The organism is Lentisalinibacter orientalis (genome assembly GCF_040706535.1).
GTDB lineage: Bacteria > Pseudomonadota > Gammaproteobacteria > Steroidobacterales > Woeseiaceae > Lentisalinibacter > Lentisalinibacter orientalis.
Window position 1 is genome coordinate 49,579 of record NZ_JAPDRJ010000006.1, and the last position, 23,139, is coordinate 72,717.

Annotated in this window: 15 protein-coding genes and 1 pseudogene; 12 read left to right on the forward strand and 4 right to left on the reverse strand. The window is 58.5% G+C overall.

Annotated features, from left to right (window positions below; all coding sequences use genetic code 11):
• The 9 genes from ACJMK0_RS17810 to ACJMK0_RS17850 all read left to right on the forward strand — a co-directional run bounded on the left by ACJMK0_RS17810 (position 1) and on the right by ACJMK0_RS17850 (position 14,479).
• Positions 1-2,736, forward strand: coding sequence for a conjugative transfer ATPase (locus tag ACJMK0_RS17810; RefSeq protein ID WP_405240397.1), 2,736 nt, complete (start codon positions 1-3; stop codon positions 2,734-2,736).
• Positions 2,737-2,821: 85 nt separating this feature from the next.
• Entirely contained in the window at positions 2,822-3,259 is a 438-nt protein-coding gene (locus tag ACJMK0_RS17815; RefSeq protein ID WP_405240731.1) for a DUF1525 domain-containing protein, read from the forward strand.
• Between the two features lie 11 nt (positions 3,260-3,270).
• Positions 3,271-4,287, forward strand: coding sequence for a TIGR03756 family integrating conjugative element protein (locus tag ACJMK0_RS17820; RefSeq protein ID WP_405240398.1), 1,017 nt, complete (start codon positions 3,271-3,273; stop codon positions 4,285-4,287).
• Entirely contained in the window at positions 4,284-5,633 is a 1,350-nt protein-coding gene (locus ACJMK0_RS17825) for an integrating conjugative element protein (RefSeq protein ID WP_405240400.1), read from the forward strand. The genes ACJMK0_RS17820 and ACJMK0_RS17825 overlap by 4 nt, the downstream gene beginning before the upstream one ends.
• A gap of 6 nt (positions 5,634-5,639) precedes the next feature.
• Entirely contained in the window at positions 5,640-5,993 is a 354-nt protein-coding gene (locus ACJMK0_RS17830; RefSeq protein WP_405240402.1) for a hypothetical protein, read from the forward strand.
• On the forward strand, positions 5,990-7,561 hold the full coding sequence (locus ACJMK0_RS17835) for a conjugal transfer protein TraG N-terminal domain-containing protein (protein WP_405240404.1): 1,572 nt from the start codon (positions 5,990-5,992) through the stop codon (positions 7,559-7,561). The genes ACJMK0_RS17830 and ACJMK0_RS17835 overlap by 4 nt, the downstream gene beginning before the upstream one ends.
• A gap of 575 nt (positions 7,562-8,136) precedes the next feature.
• Positions 8,137-10,161 (forward strand): type I restriction-modification system subunit M, encoded by a 2,025-nt coding sequence (locus ACJMK0_RS17840; RefSeq protein WP_405240406.1) that lies wholly within the window; start codon positions 8,137-8,139, stop codon positions 10,159-10,161.
• A gap of 53 nt (positions 10,162-10,214) precedes the next feature.
• Positions 10,215-11,489 (forward strand): restriction endonuclease subunit S, encoded by a 1,275-nt coding sequence (locus tag ACJMK0_RS17845; protein WP_405240408.1) that lies wholly within the window; start codon positions 10,215-10,217, stop codon positions 11,487-11,489.
• 53 nt (positions 11,490-11,542) lie between these two features.
• Positions 11,543-14,479 (forward strand): type I restriction endonuclease subunit R, encoded by a 2,937-nt coding sequence (locus tag ACJMK0_RS17850; protein ID WP_405240410.1) that lies wholly within the window; start codon positions 11,543-11,545, stop codon positions 14,477-14,479.
• Between the two features lie 125 nt (positions 14,480-14,604).
• Here the strand turns inward: ACJMK0_RS17850 and ACJMK0_RS17855 are convergent, their stop codons facing one another.
• Positions 14,605-14,838: a helix-turn-helix domain-containing protein gene (locus ACJMK0_RS17855; RefSeq protein WP_405240412.1), complete on the reverse strand. Its 234-nt coding sequence runs from the start codon at positions 14,836-14,838 to the stop codon at positions 14,605-14,607.
• A gap of 463 nt (positions 14,839-15,301) precedes the next feature.
• Here ACJMK0_RS17855 and ACJMK0_RS17860 point away from each other — a divergent pair, with 463 nt between their 5' ends.
• The gene (locus ACJMK0_RS17860) at positions 15,302-15,706 is read left to right on the forward strand and encodes a GIY-YIG nuclease family protein (RefSeq protein WP_405240414.1); all 405 of its coding nucleotides are present in this window, start codon (positions 15,302-15,304) and stop codon (positions 15,704-15,706) included.
• A 2,508-nt stretch (positions 15,707-18,214) separates the two neighbouring features.
• Here ACJMK0_RS17860 and ACJMK0_RS19235 read toward each other — a convergent pair.
• A complete protein-coding gene (locus tag ACJMK0_RS19235; protein ID WP_452233288.1) occupies positions 18,215-18,475 on the reverse strand; it encodes a tyrosine-type recombinase/integrase in 261 nt (86 codons plus the stop codon).
• A gap of 62 nt (positions 18,476-18,537) precedes the next feature.
• Here ACJMK0_RS19235 and ACJMK0_RS19240 point away from each other — a divergent pair.
• Positions 18,538-18,696, forward strand: a pseudogene (locus ACJMK0_RS19240) (IS256 family transposase); the annotation flags it as partial.
• 102 nt (positions 18,697-18,798) lie between these two features.
• On the opposite strand, the gene ACJMK0_RS17870 reads toward ACJMK0_RS19240, so the two are convergent.
• Positions 18,799-20,085 (reverse strand): tyrosine-type recombinase/integrase, encoded by a 1,287-nt coding sequence (locus ACJMK0_RS17870; RefSeq protein WP_405240415.1) that lies wholly within the window; start codon positions 20,083-20,085, stop codon positions 18,799-18,801.
• 444 nt (positions 20,086-20,529) lie between these two features.
• Here ACJMK0_RS17870 and ACJMK0_RS17875 point away from each other — a divergent pair, with 444 nt between their 5' ends.
• Positions 20,530-21,942 carry a right-handed parallel beta-helix repeat-containing protein gene (locus tag ACJMK0_RS17875; protein ID WP_405240417.1) on the forward strand — a complete coding sequence of 471 codons (1,413 nt, stop codon included), beginning with the start codon at positions 20,530-20,532 and terminating at the stop codon, positions 21,940-21,942.
• Here the strand turns inward: ACJMK0_RS17875 and ACJMK0_RS17880 are convergent, their stop codons facing one another.
• Entirely contained in the window at positions 21,943-23,070 is a 1,128-nt protein-coding gene (locus tag ACJMK0_RS17880) for a VanZ family protein (RefSeq protein WP_405240418.1), read from the reverse strand. It abuts the gene before it with no gap.
• Positions 23,071-23,139: the final 69 nt, after the last annotated feature.

Genomic DNA, 23,139 nt, shown 5'->3' on the forward strand with positions numbered 1-23,139 from the left:
ATGGGACGCACAGCACACAGTCTTGCGCCGGATCCCGAGGGCAGAAAGCCAGCGTCCGACGAAGACCGCCCACCGGTCAACCGGGAGCAGGTCCGACGTCTCTACGACCGGCCCCCGACCTTCACGGATTTTCTGCCCTGGGTCGAGTATCTGCCCGAGCCCCAGGCGTTTCTTTTGGAGGACGGGGCAAGCCTCGGCGCGGTCTTCGAACTCACACCGGTCGGCACCGAGGCCCGGACCCCGGCATTCATGAGCGAGTTGAGAGACGCGGTCCAGACCGCCCTTACAGAGGCCATTCCCGAACTCGATGAGGCGCCCTGGATCCTGCAGGTCTATGTCCAGGACGATCCCAGCCTTGGCGAGCTGATCGACGCCCTCGGGCGCTACGCATCCCCCGAACCCGGGTCCTATGGCGAGTTCTACCAGCGCCTTTTCCAGGACCACTGCGCGCGTATCACACAACCGGGCGGGCTGTTCACCGACCGGGCCGTCAACGGTGCGCCCTGGCAGGGCCAGATCCGCCGGGTCCGCGCCGTCCTATACCGCCGGCTCAACACCAAAGGCCGACTCCCACCCCCGGAGTCCCTCGAGGCCGAACTTCAGGATGTCGCCACCCAATGGGTCGCCGCCCTGGCCGCAGCGGGCATCCGGGCGCGACGGCTTTCAGGGTCTGATTTCTATGCCTGGCTCCTGCCCTGGCTCAACCCAAGAACCGATCTGGCCGACGCCGACCGGCTCGTAGACGTCGCTCCCTATCCAGGCGATCGGGATCTGCCCTTCGGCTACGACTTCGCCGAAGCCCTGACGCTGTCACTGCCTCGCTCAGAAGAGGCGACCGGGACCTGGTGGTTCGACGGGCTGCCGCACACCGTGGTGAGCATCCAGGGACTGCGCCGGGCGCCCGAGATCGGCCACATGACCGCCGAGCGGACGGTGGGCGACCAGGTCTACTCCCTGTTCGACCGCCTGCCTGAGCACACGATCATGGCGATGACCCTCATCATCCGGCCCCAGGACAGCGTGCGCAGCCACGTCGGTATCGTGAAACGCGCCTCGGTGGGCGACTCGGCGGAGGCCGCGCTCACCCGGGAGGATGCCGAGGCCGTCGAGCGGGAGATGGCGCAGGGCAACAAGCTCTATCCCTGCAGTCTCGCCTTCTACGTGCGCGGCGAAGATCTCGCCTCCCTGCAGCTGCGACTGAATCAACTCCATGCGCTGCTGCTCCCGAATGGTCTTCAGCCCATCACCCGGGAGGGCGATCTCCTGGCCCTGGACAGCTACATCCGCCATCTCCCCATGGCCTACGATCCCCATCTCGACCGGAAGAGCCGCCGCTCGCGGCTGATCTTCTCCCGGCATATTGCGAACCTCCTGCCGGTCTACGGCCGCTCCCGCGGCACCGATCATCCGGGTCTGGTGTTCTTTAACCGGGGTGCCGAACCCCTGACCTTCGATCCCCTGCATCGCGACGATCGCAAGAAGAACGCCCACATGCTGATTCTGGGGCCAACAGGGGCGGGCAAATCGGCACTTCTCGTCTATCTCCTGCAGCAGATGGCCGCGGTCCACCGCCCGCGGATCTTCATCATCGAGGCTGGCGGCTCGTTCTCCCTGCTGGGTCAGCATTTCGCCGCCCAGCGCCTGAGCGTGAATCAGGTCACCCTGAATCCGGGCACCGACGTGAGCCTGCCGCCCTTCGCCGATGCCTTGAAACTCCTCAATCCCGGGGTCCTGCGGACGGCAGAGACTGGCTTCGATCTTGCCGAGGCGGACGCGGACGAGGAGGAGGGCGACGGCAGGGACGTGCTGGGCGAAATGGAGATCGCCGCGCGCATCATGATCACCGGCGGCGATGAACGGGAAGATGCCCGCATGAGCCGCGCCGATCGCCTGCTCATCCGCCAGGCGATCCTCCAGGCAGCGCGATCGGTTCGAACGACAGGCGCCGACCAGGTCCTGACCCGAGACGTCGTCGCCGCGCTCAGCTGGATCTCCCGGGATCCGGAGCTGCCGGAACACCGCCGCCACCGGGCGCTGGAGATGGCCGATGGCCTGGAGCTCTTCTGCTCAGGCCTTGCCGGACACTTCTTCGACCGCCCCGGCACCCCCTGGCCGGAAAGCGATGTCACCATCCTCGAGATGGGCATCCTCGCCCGGGAAGGCTACGAGGACCAGCTGACCGTGGCCTACATTTCCATGATGAGCCACATCAATGCGCTGGTGGAGCGTGAACAGCACGAGGCCCGTCCCACGCTGGTCGTGACCGACGAGGGCCACATCATCACCACCAATCCGCTCCTGGCCCGCTACGTGGTGAAGATCACCAAGATGTGGCGAAAACTCGGCGCCTGGTTCTGGATCGCCACCCAGAATCTCGCTGACTTCCCCGATGCCAGCCGCAAGATGCTGAACATGATGGAGTGGTGGCTCTGTCTGGTCATGCCCAAGGAAGAGGTCGAGCAGATCGCCCGCTTCAAGGAACTGACCGCCGAGCAACGAAGTCTGCTCCTCTCCGCCCGCAAGGAGCCCGGCAAATACGTCGAAGGCGTGGTCCTGTCCGATAACCTGGAAGCGCTCTTCCGGAACGTCCCACCACCCCTCTCTCTGGCGCTCGCCATGACCGAGAAGCACGAAAAAGCCGAACGTGCCCGGCTCATGCGTGAGCACGGCTGCAGCGAACTCGAGGCTGTACAGCGGATTGCTGACCGGATCGCTGCCGATCGGAGCGACGCATGACCGACTGCGCCGGCCAGCACCCCCTGAACCAGGGACACGCCACGTGGCGTTCGCCCGGGCAAAACGTGCCTGGAGACAGCTCGTGATGATCCTCTGGCACCAACTGCTGCTGTGGATGCTGTTCGGACCGCTGGCAACGAGCTTTCCGGCAGAGGCCGCGTCCTCGATCCGCATGGAGATCTTCGCTACATCCGACACCTGGATTCCCGATCCGCCGCCTGAGGTCACACTAACCGTCTACCGGTTCGACGGCCTCCGCGCGCTGGAAACGCAGCTGTCAGCTGAGCTGCCGGCCGATCCCGAAACCGCAACGGCAGAAGCCGCCCAGCGCATTCGCCGGCTCCAGGCAGACGATTTTGGGCGGGCGGAGGAGGCCGCACGCGGTCTTTCGCGGGCCCTGGAACTCGGTATCGACCGCTATCCAGCCATGGTCATCGAGGAGCAAGTGATCCTGTATGGCCTCCGCGATCCGGGGGTCGCCCTCGATCGCTACCGCACGTGGCGAGTGGAGACCGACCGATGACACGAAATCCCGTGCGCGCCATCATCGCCCTCGTCGCCATCCTTGGCTCCTGGTCCCCGTCACCGGTCAGAGCGGCGGCCATTACAACGCCCGAAATCGTCGCCCAGACAACGGAGGCGGCGCTTACCTGTGCCAAATGGACACCTGTCGGCGTCTGCTTCTGGCTGCGCTGCTCGCTCGCCGGCTGCGACGTTCGAAGCTCACTCAAAGTCGGCCACTACAACCCGGATCTCGTGGTGAGCGTCTACAACGAGCTCGGCGGCAACCCCTGGACCGAGATGAGATTGACGCTGGGCCGCATCCAGCAGCTGGCCGCGCAGCGGCTCCTCGGCCACTTGCTACCGGTGCCGATCGACAGCGCCGGCAACCGGACCGAGGTCACAGCGACCCGGAAAGACCACCGCAATCTCGTCTTCCGGGAGACGGATGCGATCGGCCATCCGCTGAGCGATTTTTCCGGGATCCTGGCTGGGGTCGGTCTCGTCTGCCGCAGCCAGGCGCGACCGTTCCGCCCCTATTTCCAGTCGGGGCTCGATGCGCTCGCCTGGCGCCAGGAGCTACCGGAGTCCCTATATCCCGCGAGTTGGATACCTGGAATTCGGGAAGTGGGCAACTGGCCGCTGCAGACCTGGGGCAATCTCTATCCCCGCACCGGTTGGACCACCCAGGCCGAGGAGCCGAAGGCCGCCGCCCTCAATGCCCAGCGGGCCGGCGACATTGTCACTCGGACCGCCCAGCCCCACCTCTATATCCCCCTGGCCGGACCCGCCGGCGGCCAGCGTGTCTGGGCGTCAGATGCGCTTCTAGAGGGCGACGCCGATACCGGTACCTGGCAGATGCTCGCCCCCGTCGCCGAGGGCAGCTGTGCCGTCTTCGGCCTGAACGATCTAGCCTCACCGGCCGGTTGGGCCGGCGGCCGCGTAGATCCCGCCGGCGACTACGTCTGGAACCTGTGGCGTCCCTACCAGTGTTGCAGCGAACGCGGCCAGTGGTTCCTGGGCGACATCAACTGGATCGAGTTCCCATGAGTTTTTTTGAGATCTTCCGCGTAGCGTGCGCCGCCACCCTGGTTGCCTTGGGGTCCGGGATACCGTCCGCATGGGGGGCTAAAGGACCCACCGAGGACAGTCTCTGGTACTACGAGATCGGCGGTGCTGAACCCGTCTCATCGCCCGCAAACCCTTCTGTGGTTGCCGTGACGCTGGGCGGCTCGGCGCAGCTCGGTCTCGGCTACAGCTGCGGCAAGTTCGATCCGGTGCTGGCTGTCACGAACAGCCTGAACAACATCAAAACCGGCGCCGACGACATGATGGACGCCATGACCCAGGCCGCAACCTCCGCCATCGCCGCACTCCCCGCCCTGATCCTCCAGCGTGCCAACCCCGGCCTCTACGATCTCTTCCAGAACGCGCTCTTGAAGGCCGAGGAGACCATGAAGCTCGCCACCAAGTCCTGTGAGCAGATGGAGGCCGAGATCGCCAAGGGCAAGAACCCCTACGCGGATCTCGTCACCCTCTCCAAGGGCAATGACTGGAAAGTCCAGATGGGCATCGGCGGCAATGATGCGGTGAGCGCCAAGGAGTCCGTGGAAGCGGCCAACGGGAGCAACGGCGTGCCCTGGATCGGCGGTCCGGCCGGTGGCGTCGACCAGCCGGTACTCCGATTCACGGGCGATGTGGTGGAGGCAGGCTACAACATCCAGCTCAACCGTCCGATCACCGCCGAAGGTCCGGTCCCGGCCGCCGACCAAACGAGGCTCTCTGAGGTCTGGCAGACTCCAGACGACGCCAGAGACTGGGTCGTGGATGTGGTCGGCGAGAACATTGTCACCACCTGCGATACCTGCCGGAAGGACACCATCCCCGGCACGGGGCTTCTCCCCAAGCTCTACGCCGAATCCCAGACCGTCACAGCCGAACTCCAGGCCCTGGTCGCAGGCGATGCGCCACCGACCCTCGATAATCTCGCAACCATCACTGCCCCCGGTGTTGCCGTCACCCGGCAGGTCATCGAGGCCATCCGCGAGATGCCGGCGACCGAGCAGGGCCTCATCATCGGCCGTCTGGTCTCCGAAATCAGCACCGCAAGAACCGTCGAAAAGGCGCTCTACGCCCGCCGTCTCTTGCTCTCCGGACGCCAGGTACCGGAGGTCTATGCCACCGATGTGGCCCGCGAACACGCCGATACAGCCATCGCAGAACTCGACCGGGAAATCGACAACCTGCTTTTTGAAACCCGCGTCCGCCGGGAAGTGGTCTCCGACAGCATAACCGTCCTCCTCCGCCGTGCCGCAGCCCGCCGCCAGGCCTCGCTCCAGATCCCGGAAACCGGCCCCATCGATCCGCGGCCGCTTCAGAACGGTCGGGTGGAGTAGGGGAGTATGCGCCGACGCTGGTTCTTCTTTCTGCTGCTCACAGCCATTGCCGGCGTGCTGCTCGTCGGTGGCGCACTCTGGCAGACGGTCAATGTCAGCTCGCTAAGCGCAGTCGCGCAGCAGGTCGACGCTACCAAGCCCTACCTGGTCGCGATACGTCTGACGCTGATCGGAGTTCTGGCCATTACCCGGCCGTACTGGTCAGCCTGGACCGGCCGATCCGAGCGCTGGAACCAGGATCAAAGTGCAGAGTGGCAGGCACTTCGGTGGCGTGTCGTGGGTTGGCTTGTCGCCATCGAACTCATCATCGGACAGGACCTCCTGGCGAAGCTCATCGAGGCCACGACGGATATCGCATGAGCGTCGACAGCCATCTGGAGCTGTTCACGACGCTCTTCGGCTGGGCGTTCTACGGCGTCCTCTGGGACGTACTCGTCGCCACCGGGATTGTCTATCTGCCGTTTCTCGGGATCCTGATCGACAACTGGCGAGAACCGGCCCAGGGCGGGGAGTTCGGGACGGTCACGGGACTTTCCCTCCGCCGTATGGAGATCGAGCTGTTCCTGGCGCTCCTTGTTGTCGTCCTCGCCGGCCAACCGGCCGCGCTGACTCCGCTCGACGCCGGAATGCTGAGCTATGAACCGCAACCCACATTGGCGGATCCGGACCCCGAAACGGCTACTGTGGCGGATCCGCAAAGCACATACGGGACGGACGGATTCGCCGGCTCGCCAGCCACGGTCAATATCCCGATCTGGTGGTACGGCGTCATTGCGCTCAGTTCTGGCTTCAATCATGCGGTCGTTGCAGGCCTGCCGACAGCGGGCGATCTCCGGACCTACGAGCAGCAGGCGCGCCTTGCCACCATCGCCGATCCGCGTCTGCGGCAGGAGGTCAGTGATTTTTTCAGCCACTGCTATGTGCCGGCGCGCTCAAAGTATCAGTCTGAGAGGCCGGGAAACCCTCAGGTGGAGGGGCTCCTGGAAACCTATGGAAGCGACGACCCCGATTGGCTCGGCTCTCATATCTATCGTGAGGTCCCCGGTTACTACGATAGCCTGCGTCCGACCAACACGATAACCGACTGGCCGTACGACCCAGCGAGAGACACTGAATACGATGTAGATGAAGCACCGCTCTGGGGCCGACCGACCTGTCAGCAGTGGTGGGGCGATCCGGATCAGGGGCTGCGGCAGAAGCTCATTGCAGAAGCGGACTTTACGTCCGGGGGACTGTCAGGCCTCGTGCTGGCAATTGCGCCTGCATTGGCGGGAGAGAATCAGCGGGACGCAGTAGCAAAGACGATCCTGAACAATGCTCCGCCAATCTGGTCGAGCAATGAGCTCGTAGCCGGAAATACCGCCACGACGGGCTGGCGAGCGACCCTTGAGAACGCCATTAAGGGTGGATTAGCAGCTGGGGGAACCATTACCGCGTCAGCGCTATTCGCGGTAACGATGACCGCAGTCCTGCAGGCGCTTCCGATGGCTCAAGCGCTGATGCTCCTTGGGATCTATTCGCTGCTGCCGATGGTAGTCGTCCTTTCGCGGTATTCGCTCTCAATGATGGTCATCGGAGCGATGGCGATATTCACGATCAAGTTCTGGAGCGTTCTCTGGTATTTGGCGCAGTGGGTGGATCAGAACCTGATCGGCGCCATGTACCCGGACGTGAGTGTGTTCCTGCAGATCTTCGCCAATCCCGGCGAGCATGACGCCAAGCGCATGCTCCTGAACATGATCACCACTAGCCTGTATGTAGGATTACCGCTGCTTTGGAGCGGAATGATGGCGTGGGCGGGCGTTAAGATCGGACGGTCTGTGGATGCAGCTGCAACCCCTCTTCAACGTCCTGGACGGGATTCAGGGCAGAGCGCTAGTGGTGCCGCTAAGGCACTGTTTGGCAGAGGCGTGAGTACGCGCCGCTAATCCTTGCCGTACCAACCGTAAGGGTCGGTCCCATCGTCCAATCGCCCAGTACGGTAATTAAGGACACCCCCGATGTCCGTGGAGCCGTCATTCTGCTGGTTTAATCGCTCACCGTCGCTCGCAACTGAAAGTATGAAGTGTAACGCCTGAGCTGCGGCGGCCAAAAAAATGGTAGTGGGGCCGGCGCCTGCTCGAGCGTCTATGCGGTTCACTGAAATCCTCCGTAGCCTACGACGCTACAATAGCGCAGGCCGGTAATTTCGTCTACCGGTTGGAAAAGATGAGCAAGCGAAGAGTTCCCATAGGCAGAATAGTCCCGAAGAATCTAGATCAGACCCGATGAACCGATCTCGGGAGTTCTGTTCACCCGAGAGCAGGATGTCAGAGAAGGTGACTTCAAGAGAGTAGGTCAGACTGTTATTGGCCTTGGCAAACGTGACCAGAATTACTAATTTTGTTCACTCGTGACCGAATGGACACGCTTGGGAAGCCAGAATTCTTCTTTTGATTTGGCGCACGCAACGGTTGTGATGACCGTTAAAGGGTCACAAACAACACATCACGGGGAGGGGACGATGGCGAAGGCCAGTACCGATAATCAGAATTTGAGTTCGTTCGTCTGGTCGATCGCGGAAATCCTCCGGGGCGACTTCAAGCAGTCTGAATACGGAAAGGTCGTCCTCCCGTTTGTCGTGCTCCGTCGCCTGGACTGTATTCTCGAGCCCACCAAGCAGGCGGTGCTCGACGCCGCTAAAAGTCTGCCGGCCGATGTGGATGAGGCAACCCGTGACATGATCCTGTTCGAGGCCGCCGGCGAAAAAATCCGCGTCTACAACCTGTCGGGTTTCACGTTTGAGAAGCTGAAAGGGCAGGATCCCGGCCAGCTCCATCAGAATCTCGTGGACTACATTACGAATTTTTCCAGCAATGTCACTGACATATTCCTCGACAAATTTCTCTTCACCGACCAGCTGAAGCGGCTTAATGATGCCGGGACGCTCTGGAATGTCTTTGAGCGGTTCACGGAGATCGATCTCCACCCCGACACAATCTCCAATACGGAGATGGGGTATCTGTTTGAGGAACTGATTCGCCGGTTTTCGGAGATTTCAAACGAAACGGCGGGTGAGCACTTTACGCCCAGGGAGGTCGTTCGCCTTATTGTCGAGCTCCTGATCGCCAATGATGACGCCAAGCTGACGGGGCGCGGCATTATCCGCCAGGTCTACGATCCGGCATGCGGAACCGGCGGCATGCTCGCCCTGACGGAGGAAGCCCTGCGGGAGTTCAATCCGTCGATTCGTGTGGAGCTCTTTGGCCAGGAGTTGAACCCGGAGTCGTTCGCGATCTGTAAATCCGACATGCTTGTGACCGGTCACAATCCCGAGCACATCGCCTTTGGGAACACGCTGACTCAGGACGCCCACGCCGACAAGAAATTCCACTATATGCTGTCCAATCCGCCTTACGGTGTGGATTGGAAAAAGTACAAGGATCCGATCAAAGAAGAAGCCGAAACGATGGGTTTTGACGGCCGCTTCGGTGCCGGCACACCGCGAGTATCCGACGGCCAGCTCCTCTTCCTGCAGCACATGATTTCCAAGATGCGGGACGATGAGGCTGGCTCCCGTATCGGCATCGTTATGAACGGCTCGCCGCTGTTTACCGGGGGTGCTGGCTCCGGCGAGAGTGAGATCCGGCGCTGGATGTTGGAGAACGACTGGGTGGAGGCCATCGTCGCCCTGCCAACGGACTTGTTCTACAACACGGGTATCCAGACCTATGTGTGGTTACTGACCAACCGCAAGCCCGAAGCGCGGCGCGGCAAGGTGCAGCTGATCGATGCGAGCGGGGAGCGATTCTGGTCGGGGATGAGGAAGTCGCTCGGCTCCAAACGACGAGAGATACCGGAAGACGCACGACACGAGATTGTGCGTATCTATGCCGATTTCCTGAATGGCGATAGCGAGGAGTCGGAGGTTTCCAAAGTATTTGACACTAGCGACTTCGGATATCGTGAGATCCGTGTCGAACGTCCCCTGAAGCTGAACTTCCAGGTCAGCGAGGAGCGGCTGGCTCGACTGGAAGAGGAGAGGGCGTTCAAGAAACTGGATCCGGAAGAGCAAGAGTCCATTAAGGCCGCCCTCGGGGCAATTGGCGACGCTCTCTACACCGATCGGAAGACTTTCCAGAAGGCGCTCAATAAAGCGTTGAAGGACAATGGCGCGAAGATTGGGGCCCCAGTCAAGAAAGCGATCCTGGCCGCCTTGTCCGAGCGTGATGAGGATGCGGTCACCTGCACGGATAAGGACGGCAACCCGGAGCCAGATACAGATCTACGAGACCATGAACTCGTGCCGCTGAAAGAGGACTGGCGGGAATACATGGAGCGTGAGGTAAAGCCGTTCGTACCCGATGCATGGGTCGAGGAGAGTCACAAAGATGCTCGTGATAGCGGAGTCGGCCGTGTTGGCTATGAGATCAACTTCAATCGCTATTTCTACAAGTATGTGCCGCCTCGACCGATTGAGGAAATCGACGCAGAGTTAAAAGAACTCGAAGCGGAGATCGCTGGCCTTCTTAAGGAGATCGCGGCGTGATGAGGCTTCGTCATATGGTCCAGATCGGTCCACGCCGAGCGGAGAGCATAGGCTTGGGCGATGCCGACGAAGTTACGTTTGCTCCTATGGAAGCGCTCTTTGATGGTTTAGGAGGGCTTGATGTTTCTCGAGTAAAACCACTGGCTGAGCTCGCCAGCGGCAGTTACAACTATTTTGCGGAGGGCGATATTCTCTTAGCCAAAGTTACACCGTGTTTTGAAAGCGGTAAGAAAGCCATTGCGCGGAACCTCACCAACGGCGTGGGCTTTGCCACATCAGAAGTGCACGTTATAAGAGCGGATCGATCCAAGATCGAAACCAGATTTCTTCGCTATTTACTTTGCTCCGAAGACTTCCGAGCAGAAGGCATGAGAAGTATGACCGGTGCAGGCGGCCTTCGGCGTGTTAGCGAGAATGCCATATTGGACTTTCGTCCTAAGATCACCGATAAAAAAATCCAACGTGCCATAGCCGACTTCCTCGACCGCGAAACCGCCCGTATTGATCAGCTGATTCAGAAGAAAGAAAGGTTGGTGGAGGTCGTGGATGAAAAGCGCTCCTCAATGATTACAGCGGCAGTGACGGGAAGGGTCGATCCAGCCGCCGCCGGGCATAGTCCACCCAAAGGAATCGCGAAACACGGGCAACTCTCGTTTGATGCGCTACCATCGGATTGGTCGGTGAGGCGGATCAAGACAATCTCGCCTGTGATGCGAGGAGCTAGTCCTCGACCTATCGATGATCCTGCCTACTTTGATGAGAGAGGGGAGTATGCATGGGTTCGCATTAGTGATGTAACTGCATCCAAGGGGCTACTGCTCGAGACAGCGCAGCGCCTGTCGGAGCGGGGCGCTGCGAAGAGCGTGAAATTGGGTATTGGCGAACTCTTCCTCTCGATTGCCGGATCAGTGGGGAAACCGTGCATTACAGGGATTAAGGCATGTATTCACGACGGCTTCGTCTATTTTCCGTTCTTACCGAAAGATAGCCAAAAGTTCCTTTATTGGATATTCGAGAGCCATGAGTGCTTTTCTGGGCTTGGTAAGTTGGGAACCCAGCTGAACCTTAATACGGAAACTGTGGGGAATATCGCGATTCCCTTCCCACCGATCAGTACTCAAAGGACATTGGCAGAGTTTCTCGATGACAGGATCGCGGAAATCGATAGGTTGCGCGAAAGGATGCTCAATTCGGTAGACCGACTCCGTGAATTCCGCGCCGCCCTTATCACCGCTGCCGTCACCGGACAAATTGACGTCAAGACCTGGGGCAAGAAGGGCACTACCGACCGCCGCCTGGATCAAATAGAGGAGTCCATGAGCGCATGACGGTCTCCTCCCAGCACAATATCCACAAGGAGGTGGTTCTCCAGGATCACCTGATGAGCCAGCTCGTGGCCGGGGAGGGGTATGTCCTGCGGGACGCCAAGGCGGACTATGACCCGATTCTGGCGATGGATAAGGAGCTCGTGCTCCGGTTTATCCAGGAAACGCAGCCGGAGGAGTGGGAGAAGCTGGTCTCGCACTACACGGGATCGGCCGAGGATACCCTGTTCACCCAGCTGGCCAAGGCACTCAAAAGCCGCGGCACCCTGACCGTCTTGCGCCAGGGCATCAAGATTGTCCCGAACATCAAATTCTCCCTGTGCTATTTCCGGCCGGCGAGCTCGTTGGAGCCGAAGCGCGTGGCCGAATACGAGGCCAAAATTCTTAGCGTGATGAAGGAGGTGGCCTACAGCACGAAGAATGACAACCGGATTGACGTGGTGCTGTTCCTGAATGGCCTGCCGGTGGCCACCATGGAAGTGAAGAACCCTCTGACCGGCACCACATTCCGCCATGCCGAGAAGCAGTACCGTCAGGATCGGTCACCAGCGGGTGAGCCGCTGCTGACGTTCAAGCGGGGCGCATTGGTGCATTTCGCACTGGATGGTGACAACATCTCGATGACAACCCGGCTTGCGAACGGGAAAACACGGTTTTTACCCTTCAACCGTGGCCGGGATGGCGGTGCTGGCAACCCGGACATTGAGGGTGAATTCCGTGTGGCGTATCTCTATAAGTCGGGTGCGTGGGGGGAAGCGATTCTCTCCCGAGCGGTGTTGCTGGACGTGATCGGTCGCTTCATGCACCTGGAGAAGGATGGTAAAGCCGAGAAGATGATCTTCCCGCGATTCCAGCAGCTTGACGCGGTGCGAAAGCTGTTGGCACACGCTAAAGCGAGCGGGGCAGGGCAGAACTACCTGATTCAGCACTCGGCCGGCTCGGGGAAATCCAACACCATCGGCTGGCTCGCTCACCAGGCCATCAATCTTCATACCGAGGCGGATGAGCCGATCTTCGATACCGCGATTATTGTGACTGACCGGATTGTCTTGGATCGGCAGCTCCAGAACACGGTGTCCCAGTTCGAGCAAACCCAGGGCGTCGTCAAAAGGATTGACGGCACCTCCCGGCAGCTCAAAGAAGCGATCGCCAAGGGCGCACGGATTATCGTGACGACCATCCAGAAGTTTTCAACCGAGCACCTGAAGGCAATATCAGGGCAGGGCGATCGGAATTTTGCGGTGATTGTGGATGAGGCTCACAGTAGCCAGTCCGGCAAGTCCGCCCAGGCGATGACGGAAGCCCTGACCCGCGAGGGTACCTCGAGCGACGACATCGAGGATCTCATCGCCGAGTACCAGAAGAGTAGGGGGCCGCAGCCAAATATAAGCTTCTTCGCGTTTACGGCAACGCCCCGGAACGTGACATTGGAGCGGTTTGGTGTCTTGGGGGCGGATGGGCTGCCGCACCCCTTCCACCTGTACTCGATGCGCCAGGCCATAGAGGAGCGCTTTATTCTGGATGTGCTCCAGAATTACATGACCTACAAGGCGTACTACAAGCTCGAGAAATCGATTGAGGACGACCCGGAGCTAAGTGGCCGGCGAGGGCAGCGCAAAGTGGCGCGCTATGCCTCGTTGCACCCCACGGCGATCGGCCAGAAGGTAGAAATTATTGTCGAGCACTTCCGCCGGCATGTGCAAAAGGAGCTGGGCGGTCAGGCCAAGGCCATGATCGTGGCCAGCAGCCGCGAGCATGCCCTTCGGTACTACTTCGGGGTTCGGGACTATATCCGGCAGCAGGGCTACACGGATCTGCGTGCCCTGGTGGCCTTCTCCGGTGAGTTGACCTATGAGGGTGAGAAATACACCGAAGCGGATCTCAATGAATTCTCCGAGACCGAGCTGCCGAGCCGGTTTGACGGGTTCAAGAAGGATGGGACACCGTATCCAGAGCAATACCAGATTCTGATTGTTGCGGAGAAGTACCAGACCGGCTTTGACCAGCCGAAGCTGTGCGCCATGTACATCGACCGCAAGCTGGCCGGCCTCCAGGCCGTGCAAACACTGTCCCGATTGAACCGCACGGTCTCCGGAGCGGATAAGAAAACGTTCATTCTGGACTTTCGCAACACGATTGAGGACATCCAGAATGCCTTCAGGCCGTATTTTGAGGTCACGAGCCTGGAAGAGCGCACAGACCCGAATCAGGTCTATGAGCTCGAGCAACGGCTCTTTACGTTCGGATACCTCGATAAAGAGGAAATCGAGCGTTTCGCCAAGATTTATTACAAAGGGGTGCTTGATGGCGGCGATCGTGCTCGTCTTGAGGGGCTTGTTCGGGAGGCGGTTGCCCGGTTCCAGTTGGATGAGGACGAAGGCCGGCAGGAAGAGTTCCGGCAGCTAGTCAAGAGCTACATGCGGTTCTATACGTTCCTCGCCCAGGTCATGCGTCTCGAGGACACCGATTTAGAGAAGGTGTATTCGTATTGCGCCTGGCTGACACGCCTGCTGCCGAATCGGGAAGTGCCTCCGGAGATTGAGATTACGGACGATATGCTCCAGTTGCAGGCATTCAAGGTGGAGCAGAAGGAGAAGGGGAGTGCGTCCTTATCTCCTGGCGATCGCGCTGCGATCAAGGCGATCAGCGAGTTCGGCGCCAAGCCGTACACCGAGGATGAGCAAAAAGAGCTGTCCGAGATCGTGAAGGCGTTTAACGAGCGTCACGGCACGACTTTCACTGAAGAGGACATGATTCGGTTTGAGCAGGTCAATCGGGAGATCCTGGATGAGGATATGACCGATATGATCCGCAATAACCCTCCGGACGTGGTCTATGCGGCGTTCTGTGACGCGTTCTTCAAGGGCGCGATTCGGATGTTCCAGCGGGACAACGAAATGCGGAACATCGTTTTGAGTGACCCGGAAGCGCGCGATAAGGCGATGCGGCACTTTTTCCAGCGAGCGGTTCGAGAGGTGCGAGGAAGCCCCTGACGAGCGAGCAAGGGAACGGGGGTGCCTAAAGAAGCTGCAAGTAGATTGACGGCATGCAAAGTGCCGTAGCGCTTTCCTATCCCGCCGCCAAGCGAGGCAAGCGGGTACGTTGCTCTCGCGGAGGCTCATTTCCCGTCTTGCTTTCGAGTCCAGCCGTAAGATCTGTTCTGCCTTAGGCGAACAATGAATTCATCGATCGCTTCGCAGGGCACAAGGCGACGACTTCCGACTTTAACCGTTTCGATTTGCTGGGAACTGACCAACGAATAGAACTTGGCGCGACTGATGTTGAGAAGCTCATAAGCCTCTTGGACGGAATAGAGACGACGGGCTTTGGGCATGACCGGCGATCCACGCATCTAGATCCTGAGAGGCTAAGGATCTGAAAGACAGACGACGACAAGAAAACTCTGCGCGCCTTGTCGACATTTCGAGCGCGAGAGCGAAACTCGTGGGAGCTGATTTTTGGTGGCTGCGAAAAGAAAAACTGCACTTACAGTGCACTTACGGGGCTGGGAGGAGGAGAGTGATATTTGGTAACTTATTGTTTTTATTGGTCGGGGTGAGAGGATTTGAACCTCCGGCCCCTGCCTCCCGACAGCATTTCACTAATGTAAGTTTGTGTTTCGACTAGAGTGATAAGTAGGGGCGTTCATTGGCAAGTGATAGTCTTCAATGACCGATGATCGAAAACCGTCCGACACAAATCTCCCACAGTGGGGCACAATTCGTCTAAACGGAAATCATCAGAAAGCCTATATGCACCAGCGATTCCGCGTATTCGTCGATCAACTGCATCCTTCATTTGAACGGCTAGTTGAGATGGAATCCGTTACCGCAGCGACTCTGCCGAGAACTGCGCCTACCTCTGGCATCTACCTATTCAGCGAGGGCGACAATCATCTGTATATCGGGCGGACTAGGATGCTTAGACAGAGAATGGGACAGCACTCCCGCCCGGGTTCACGTCACAATCAGGCCGTCTTCGCATTCAGGCTTGCAAGGGAAGCTACTGGTCGTCTTGCCGCTGACTATGCAGGAGATGGACGAAGAGAAGCTCTTGTAGAGGACAAAGACTTCAGCCGAGCGTTTACGGAAGCGAAGGCTCGCGTTCGTAACATGGACCTCCGGTACGTCGAGGAGGCAGACCCAATACGTCAGTCCCTACTCGAAATCTACGCCTCCGTGGTTCTCGAAACGCCGTACAATGATTTTGACACCCACTGAGCCTAAGGTAACAAGGTAAGCCATCTGTCCAATTAATTGGTCGAAACTCCGCTCACGATAGTGGCGAGTTCTTTGCGCTACTCTACATCTTTTTGTTCAGTTCAATTATCCGCTGCCTCTGCGCAGCTACCTCATTCTCAGATAGAGGCCCATGCAAGTTGATTTCGTCCGAATTCGCGAATCGGTCTACGAAAGAAATAAACGTCCATGCTGCACACTCGCAACACTGATGTAGCTCGTCGGTAAACTCGTCGCCGTAGCCAACGCGTTCCCAGCTTCCGCGTTTTGCGAGGTTTTTCCTAAAGGCGCACTACAATCGGAACAGCCGACCGGCAAACTAGTATCGATTTCGGACATTTGGGCGTCCTCTGCCTCCTGAATAGACCAGCCCGTCTCGGATCACCGTGATAACCGTGTTAATTCAAGAAGCAATAGTCCCCATTGGCCGTTTCAACGCATCCAGTAGATGGGACCACGACAGCCCACATGGCGCTATAAGGATTTCCAATGAGGGGGAAACCTTGTCGGATCGTGCTAAATTTCAGCTGGATTCTACGCGATAGGCGGCCCGATGCAGCAGATTAATGCGACTCTGCCTACACTCGGCAGTTGTGCGATTCAATTCCACAAAGAATCTGCGGAGTTGCTAGGCGCTCTGAAGAGCCACGAACTGGACCGCCTAAACGGAATTCCTCACCTTGGGGTTGCATCGTTCGCCTTTACCGGGCTGAACCACACACGACTTGAGTATATGCTTCTTCAATGCGCGGTAATCGGACTACTGCCGAAATTCAATATCGAGACTGCTAACCTTGCGATCAGCAGTTCAGTTCGCCTCGCTGGGATTAAGACGCGCATATCCTCAGGAGAAGAACTGCTCAAATGCTGGTCCATCCTCAGCAACGCGGGCCACATGCAATATACATATGGGGTTGAACGCTCGCTGTTGATGCACGTGCAGGCCGACCACGGACTGGCGCGGCTCCTCGTACCACGAAACATCCCGGCTGATCTTAATCATTGGTGCCACGAGACAATTCGGGAATTTCGGTACGACCGATTCCGATACGTGCTGATCTTGAGGCGCATCTGCAATCGGCTGCCATCAAGAAGTCGCCTCAAGGGTCGACTGATCCATATGCTTCGGAATCTCCTTCTGCCTGTCGATCAGCTGTTTCCCACTGCGCCAGTGGATCGACACAAGATCTTTCGACTCCGCACTGTGTTCCAGCAGGTCCGATTACTCAGCATGGTCACACTAGACGCCTACTACTCACATCACCCTATCCGTTACCAAATAGGTAGCGCGATAATGGACCTGAGCAGCCTCGTAAAGACTCCTGGAGAAGGGTCGGAATTTATCGATTTGATGCGAAGAACGTCTGGATTTCTCGCTGACGAACTCTATCTACATCCATCGGCAGTGGCCCTCCAACGAGCGTACGAAATTCGGTCACTGGAGAAACTTTCAAAATTCGGAGGGAAAATAAGGAACGACAAGGCCCTTTCACAGCTGTTGCAGAACGCTAGGAACAACGGCTTCGGGAAGCCGAAACAAGGCGCTCTCGCACCGCTCTATCGAATTAGCTTTATGCCGGTTCATCGCTCTCTCCTGGGTCACCGAAACGAACACAAACAAGTCACTGATCTCGAGGGCCAATTGACGAATTCGAAGACGACATTCGTCGCCGTGAGCCACAACCATGCGACAGAGAACACTCATATCGATGTTCTGTACTCACCCACTGCGACAGTGTCTGATGTCGGGGATGTCTGCAGACAGACGTACAAGTGGCTTGCTAGGGCATTGTCGGCAGAAGTGACCCGCAAAACGCGTATTAGACGACCCGATACGCAGGTTGCATGGCGACCCACTGACTATGCCGAGCGGTTGCTTGCGCGATGGTTGCGTAATCCATCGCTAATGAGAAGTATCTTTGAGGGGATCGTCAGATTCCTCCTGCCCGAGGGATACAGCGGCGCATTGACTGGATATATTCCTCGATACACTCGGGGGGCAGGCCAGCTAGGTGCATTTCCCGCCTACCTAAAGTTGCCAAATGGAATCGAAGTCGACGACATTAAGCTCGTACTGGATCACCACTTGATTCATAACCCGGGCGGACTCGGCCACGACCGCCTACAAGAATTGCGAGCATTATCGGTGATGCGAGTAAGATCGTCGGCGCCGTTCCTTATAGCTTGCACCGAAACTTATGTGATTAGAGATAGATTTAGGAGACAGGTAGACGAGTGGGACGGAGTGCTGCTAGAGGTCGCTAATGGGTTCGTTAAGTTTACAGTCGTCGAGGCAAAGAATCGTGGTTCAAGAGCGCGAAACGTGACTGAGGCATGGAATCAATTGGCGGCGACAAGAAGTCTTATCCGTAGTAGGCATGGATGTAAAACGCGAAGAACGCGTATACCAAATCTGGGAGCTGCCCTAACGCTCGACTTGGACTCGTGAATTTCTTTTTGTGGTCCGTAGTGGTTACTCTGGCTGCGTCCCTAACGCCAAATTCCGTCGACGGCTGCACTCGGTAGGGCGGTGTACCGCAAGGTATGCCGAATAGAAGAATGTCCTAGCCAGTGCTGAAGCGCTCTTATCGGAACGCCACGGTTGGCGAGCGCGAGTCCGCACGCATGTCGTAGCTGATGCGGAGTGACCGGGATCGGTATCTCCGCTCCCTCACCAGCACGCGATACTAGCCTGTTGACGGTGGGGCGAGTTAGTGGCCCATTGTCCGTACCCCGTGAAGTAAGCCACATCTGATGTGGGAACTTGAACGTATGCAGGTCCCCCCAATGCCGAGCCAGCCAGCCTGTGAACTTCCAAGGTAGTCGGTGCCTTCCCGGATGGCCACTCAGCGCTGATGCTCGTAGCAGCCAGGTTGCGTTTCGTCTCGGCAACAGGCTGGGGTACTCGGAAGTACATGAACATGAAGCTGCTCGAGCTGCAGGATAATCAGCCCGCGAGCTCTGTAGCATGAACACAGACCGACACCACCGCGAAATCAAAAGTGCGAAAGATTTTTGACACTACCACATTTTCGATCTAGAAAGCGGTGGACCATCATCAGACCTTCTCACGACTAGTTGCGTAGTCGTTCGTCCGGAAGTGGTACACCTGTGCCAGATGCCGCCACGGCGTCTTCGTCCGCGCGGAGGGAGGGCAGTGATGCCCGGACTTCCGCATCGATCGTGGACTGCAGCAAGCGCGCATAGTGCTTTGCTGTGACGTGTATCGAGGAATGGCCCATGGCGCGCGAAACCGTTTCGAGCCTAGCACCTGCATTCAGCATGATGGAACCATAGGCGGATCGAACGTCGGTAAGCGTTATATGTCGATTGAGGCCGGCTCTCTCGACCGCCTCAGCCATTCGGCGATGTTGCATGCCTTTTGCCCAAGATTCACCACCTGCGCGTAGGAACATAGGCGAGTCACCGTGCCTGTCTCCACCGGCTCTCGCAAACAAATTGGCGCCGTCGGGAGTCAGAGGCACAAGGCGCGATTGTCGCTTGGAGTTGTAGACCCGCAAGTGCTTTGTATCCGAGAAATAATCACGGACGCGCAGACGTATCAGCTCGGACCAGGCGCACCCCGTTAGAAATGTTGCCTCGAGCAACGGTCGAAATTCTTCGTCGGCACCGTTTACTAGCGACCGGCACTGATCGAGAGTGAGGAATTCGCGTGAAGGCGCGTCAATATTTCGGAAAGGCCTTATCGAGCCCCATGCGTTATCAGAATCGACCATGCCCTCCGCACGGGCAAAATTGAGCACCGCCTTGAGCAGTGTGAACTTTCGTTCTGCTGTTGCGCGACGACGTCGCTTGATGTCGGGATCTTCAAGATCGATCGGACGGGGCTCACCATTTCGTTTTCTTGGGAGTTTCTTGACCATTGAGTTTCGCCACCGCGTCAAACTAGAACGATCAAGATCGGAAAGATGCGTGTCACCGAGGAATGGCAGAATATCTCTATCCAGGACACGTTGGAGTTCGGCCGTAGCCTTGCCGCTCCGAGCCTTGTAATCGGCCATATATTCCTTTGCTGCCTCCTTGAGGGTCGCCCCACCAGGCCGTGTTGTTCGGCTGGCGATCGTGTCCGGCGGCCTGAATGCAAACTCAACCGCTTGTCGATACGACAATATCGATTGACAGTTGGCGTCTTGGTAATCATCCGCAATGGCAAGTTTGGTCGTCTCATTGCGATTGCCATTTCTCTTGCGGAGATACCACGTGCCGGCTACCGAGCGTCGATTCGGGCGGTAATATCCAAGGGAAATGCCAGGCGCCAATCGTACCCAGTGGCGCTTTTTTGACGGGAGTTCAAGGCGCTCCGCTTTGCGCTCAAGAACTCCATTTCTGGGTATTCTCACTGTTACCTCCGTACTACGGCGGAAACCGGTTGTTCCGTATTGTTCCAAAATATGGTCGTGGACGCCCGTGGACACCCATAGACAGGTTGTCCGATTATTTTATTGGATACAGAGGGTTACGTGCTAGTGAGAATCTCGGGAAATCATGCATTTATGGCCCGTTGCACACCCTTTCACGGCGGCAACCGGGGTTCGAATCCCCGTGGGGACGCCTTCCGGAGAAAAACGGGCCTGCATGGCCCGTTTTTTTTGAAGGCCCCCTTGAAGCCGTGCCGACTCTCCCTAATTGCGCCTGCCGACGTCAGAGTCTTGGCACCGCATGCGATGACCAAGCTCCGCAAGTGGTGTCGGCGAAAGCCGACATGGTGACTAGCGCTTTGGCGTCTGTTTACATGTGCAGCCATAGGATGAGCCAGATCCCGACGGATCCTGGGAGAAGATGTGATGATTGGTCGAATCTTTGCTCTGGTCGGTTTGGCGCTTGTGGCGTCTCTCTGGGCGCCCGAGACGAATGCCGAGACCTTCGTTGCCGATCCACAGGCGACCGACGGTCCGAATTATTACCGTAACTTGCTTTCCAGTCTGAGCCCGGGCGACACGCTATATCTCCCGTCCGGTACGTACCGTGATCGCCTGAATCTTACGGGAATCAAGGGCGAGGAGAACGCCTGGATCACCATTTCGGGTCCGGATTCAGGCGAGCCAGCCGTCATCACCACCGATTCGACGTGCTGCAATACCGTGCAATTGGGCGATAGCGCCTACATCAAGCTCGAGAATCTTACCATCGACTCCAATAGCGAGGCTCTCGGGGTCAGCATCGATGCCATCAACGCCAAAGGCCAGCCGACTCATGACATTCTCGTGCAGGACTGCGTGATTCAAGGAGTAGGGCTGCACCAGCAGACAGTGGGCATCTCGACGAAGAGCACCGCATGGAGCTGGACGATAAGACGTAACCGGATCATCGGCGCGGGAACCGGGATCTATCTGGGCAATTCCGACGGGTCGGCACCGTTCGTCAACGGGGTCATCGAGAACAACCTGTTCGTCGACACGATCGGTTATAACATGCAGATCAAGCATCAGAATGCATTCAGCGCCCTGGCCGGCATGCCGGCATCGGGCGGGCGCACGATCATCCGCGACAACGTCTTTCTGAAACGTGTTCCACAGGCGAGCGTTCCGCAGAGCAAGGTCGACGGGCCGAGGCCGAACCTGCTGGTGGGAGGATTCCCCGAGACGGGTTATGGATCCGACAATCTTTACGAAATCTACGGCAATTTCTTTTATCAGAACCCGGATGGCGAGGGGCTGATCCAGGCGTCGGGCCGTGTGTCGATCCACGACAACATTTTCGTGGGTCCCGCATGGTCGGCGGTATTCCTGGTGGATCACAACGGGCCGCTGCGATACGCGACGGTCTACAACAATACGGTCTACGCCGTGGACGAGGGAATTCGGCTGGCCAATGCTGCTCGCGAGAGGTCTGACGTCGTCGGCAACCTGCTCTTCGCTGCGACGCCGATATCCGGGCCCGTCGACAATGCCGCCGGCAACATCGATGCTGCAGTTTCTGCGGCCGGCGATTACGTACTGAATCCGTCAACCCGACTCGGAGAGATGGATTTCTATCCCGTAGCCGGCGCAGTCGAAGCGGAACCGCTCGATTTAAATGCCTTCTCGAGCGATACGGACTTCGCGCTCGACTTCAACCGCAGTCCCAAGGGGAACTACCGCTACCGGGGTGCATACGCCGGTGATGGACCTAACCCTGGCTGGGAACTGGATGCGGCGCTCAAGCAGATGAGCGAGATTGTCAGGCCACTGCCACCATCGAACGTAACGGCCGATTAGTCAGTCATTCGGGCGGGCCTGCTCCAGCGCTCGCATCCCAAGCGCCGCGAGGATCATGAGAAGGGGATCGGTGATCTCCGCTGTATGGCCGACCATCCGTGTCTGTGCGACCTCGACCAGGCCGAGAACCATTACGCCTGCGAGCGCGGTGAGAAAGAACGAAAGATGCAGCTGTCGCGCCAGATAAGCGAAGCTGGCATACAGGAAGAGCTTTTCCAGCGCCGACTGAGTGTTGACGTACATGGACCCGCCGAGGAAACCCTGAAAGGGCACCCAGCCGAACTCGGCCGGAATAAAAAGGAACTGGAAAGGCGTCAGCCCTGAAATCAGGATCGACAGCGTAAGCGCTGCCAGCAGCCAGGCCTCCGGTGCGCGCTGGCGTCGCAGGAACGCAAGCCATAGCGTCGCTCCGAGCAGAAGCCCGAGGACGTTGGAGGCGCTCACGGAGTTCGCGACGATCGTGACCTCGAGTCCCAATACTCCGATACCCGCTGCAAGCAGAAACCGGTCCAGACGGGCGGCTTCGTGAATACGGCTGAGGAGATAGCCGGCGATCGCCCATGCCGTCAGATCGCGCATCACGTTGGCAAAGCGGAGGTCGAGGGTTATGAGCGGCTTCAGGCTGTCTTTCCAGAGCTGAAGATCGATGGACGGCACGAAGGGGAAAAGCCGGTAGGCGAGCCAGGCGCCGAAGAGTACCGTAGGGATGAGCGCTGCTTGTCGGGCTGCCGCCGATGGATGTCGCGAGATGGCGGCTGCCAGCGGTGCAAGAGCCGCTCCGGCGAATGTTCCGACGGTGTTCCAGATGACGTCCTGGAGGCTCTGGTCCCGCGAGGGCAGGTAGAATTGGGCGACCTGGAGGATCAGCGCGAAAATGATCGAGACGGTCAGCACGGCGCAAAACTGATATCGCCTTTCTCGATGCTGCGGCTGCGCCAGCATCCCGGCGAAACCCACCGGAAGGAAAAGCACGAAATTCCCGAGAATGTCGCCTCGACTGGTCATCACACAGCACGTCGCCAGAAAGGCCCGGAGGGCCTCCGCACCGGGTGCCGTCCAACGGAAGTCCAGTGGATAGATGGAAACGAAGGCGACCACGGCCAGGACCGCCAGCCAGATCTTCCTCATGGCGCCAGCCAGGATCCGGGCGGCCCGGGGAGGCCGTTCGCGTTATGTAATGCGCGCATGACGTGTCGA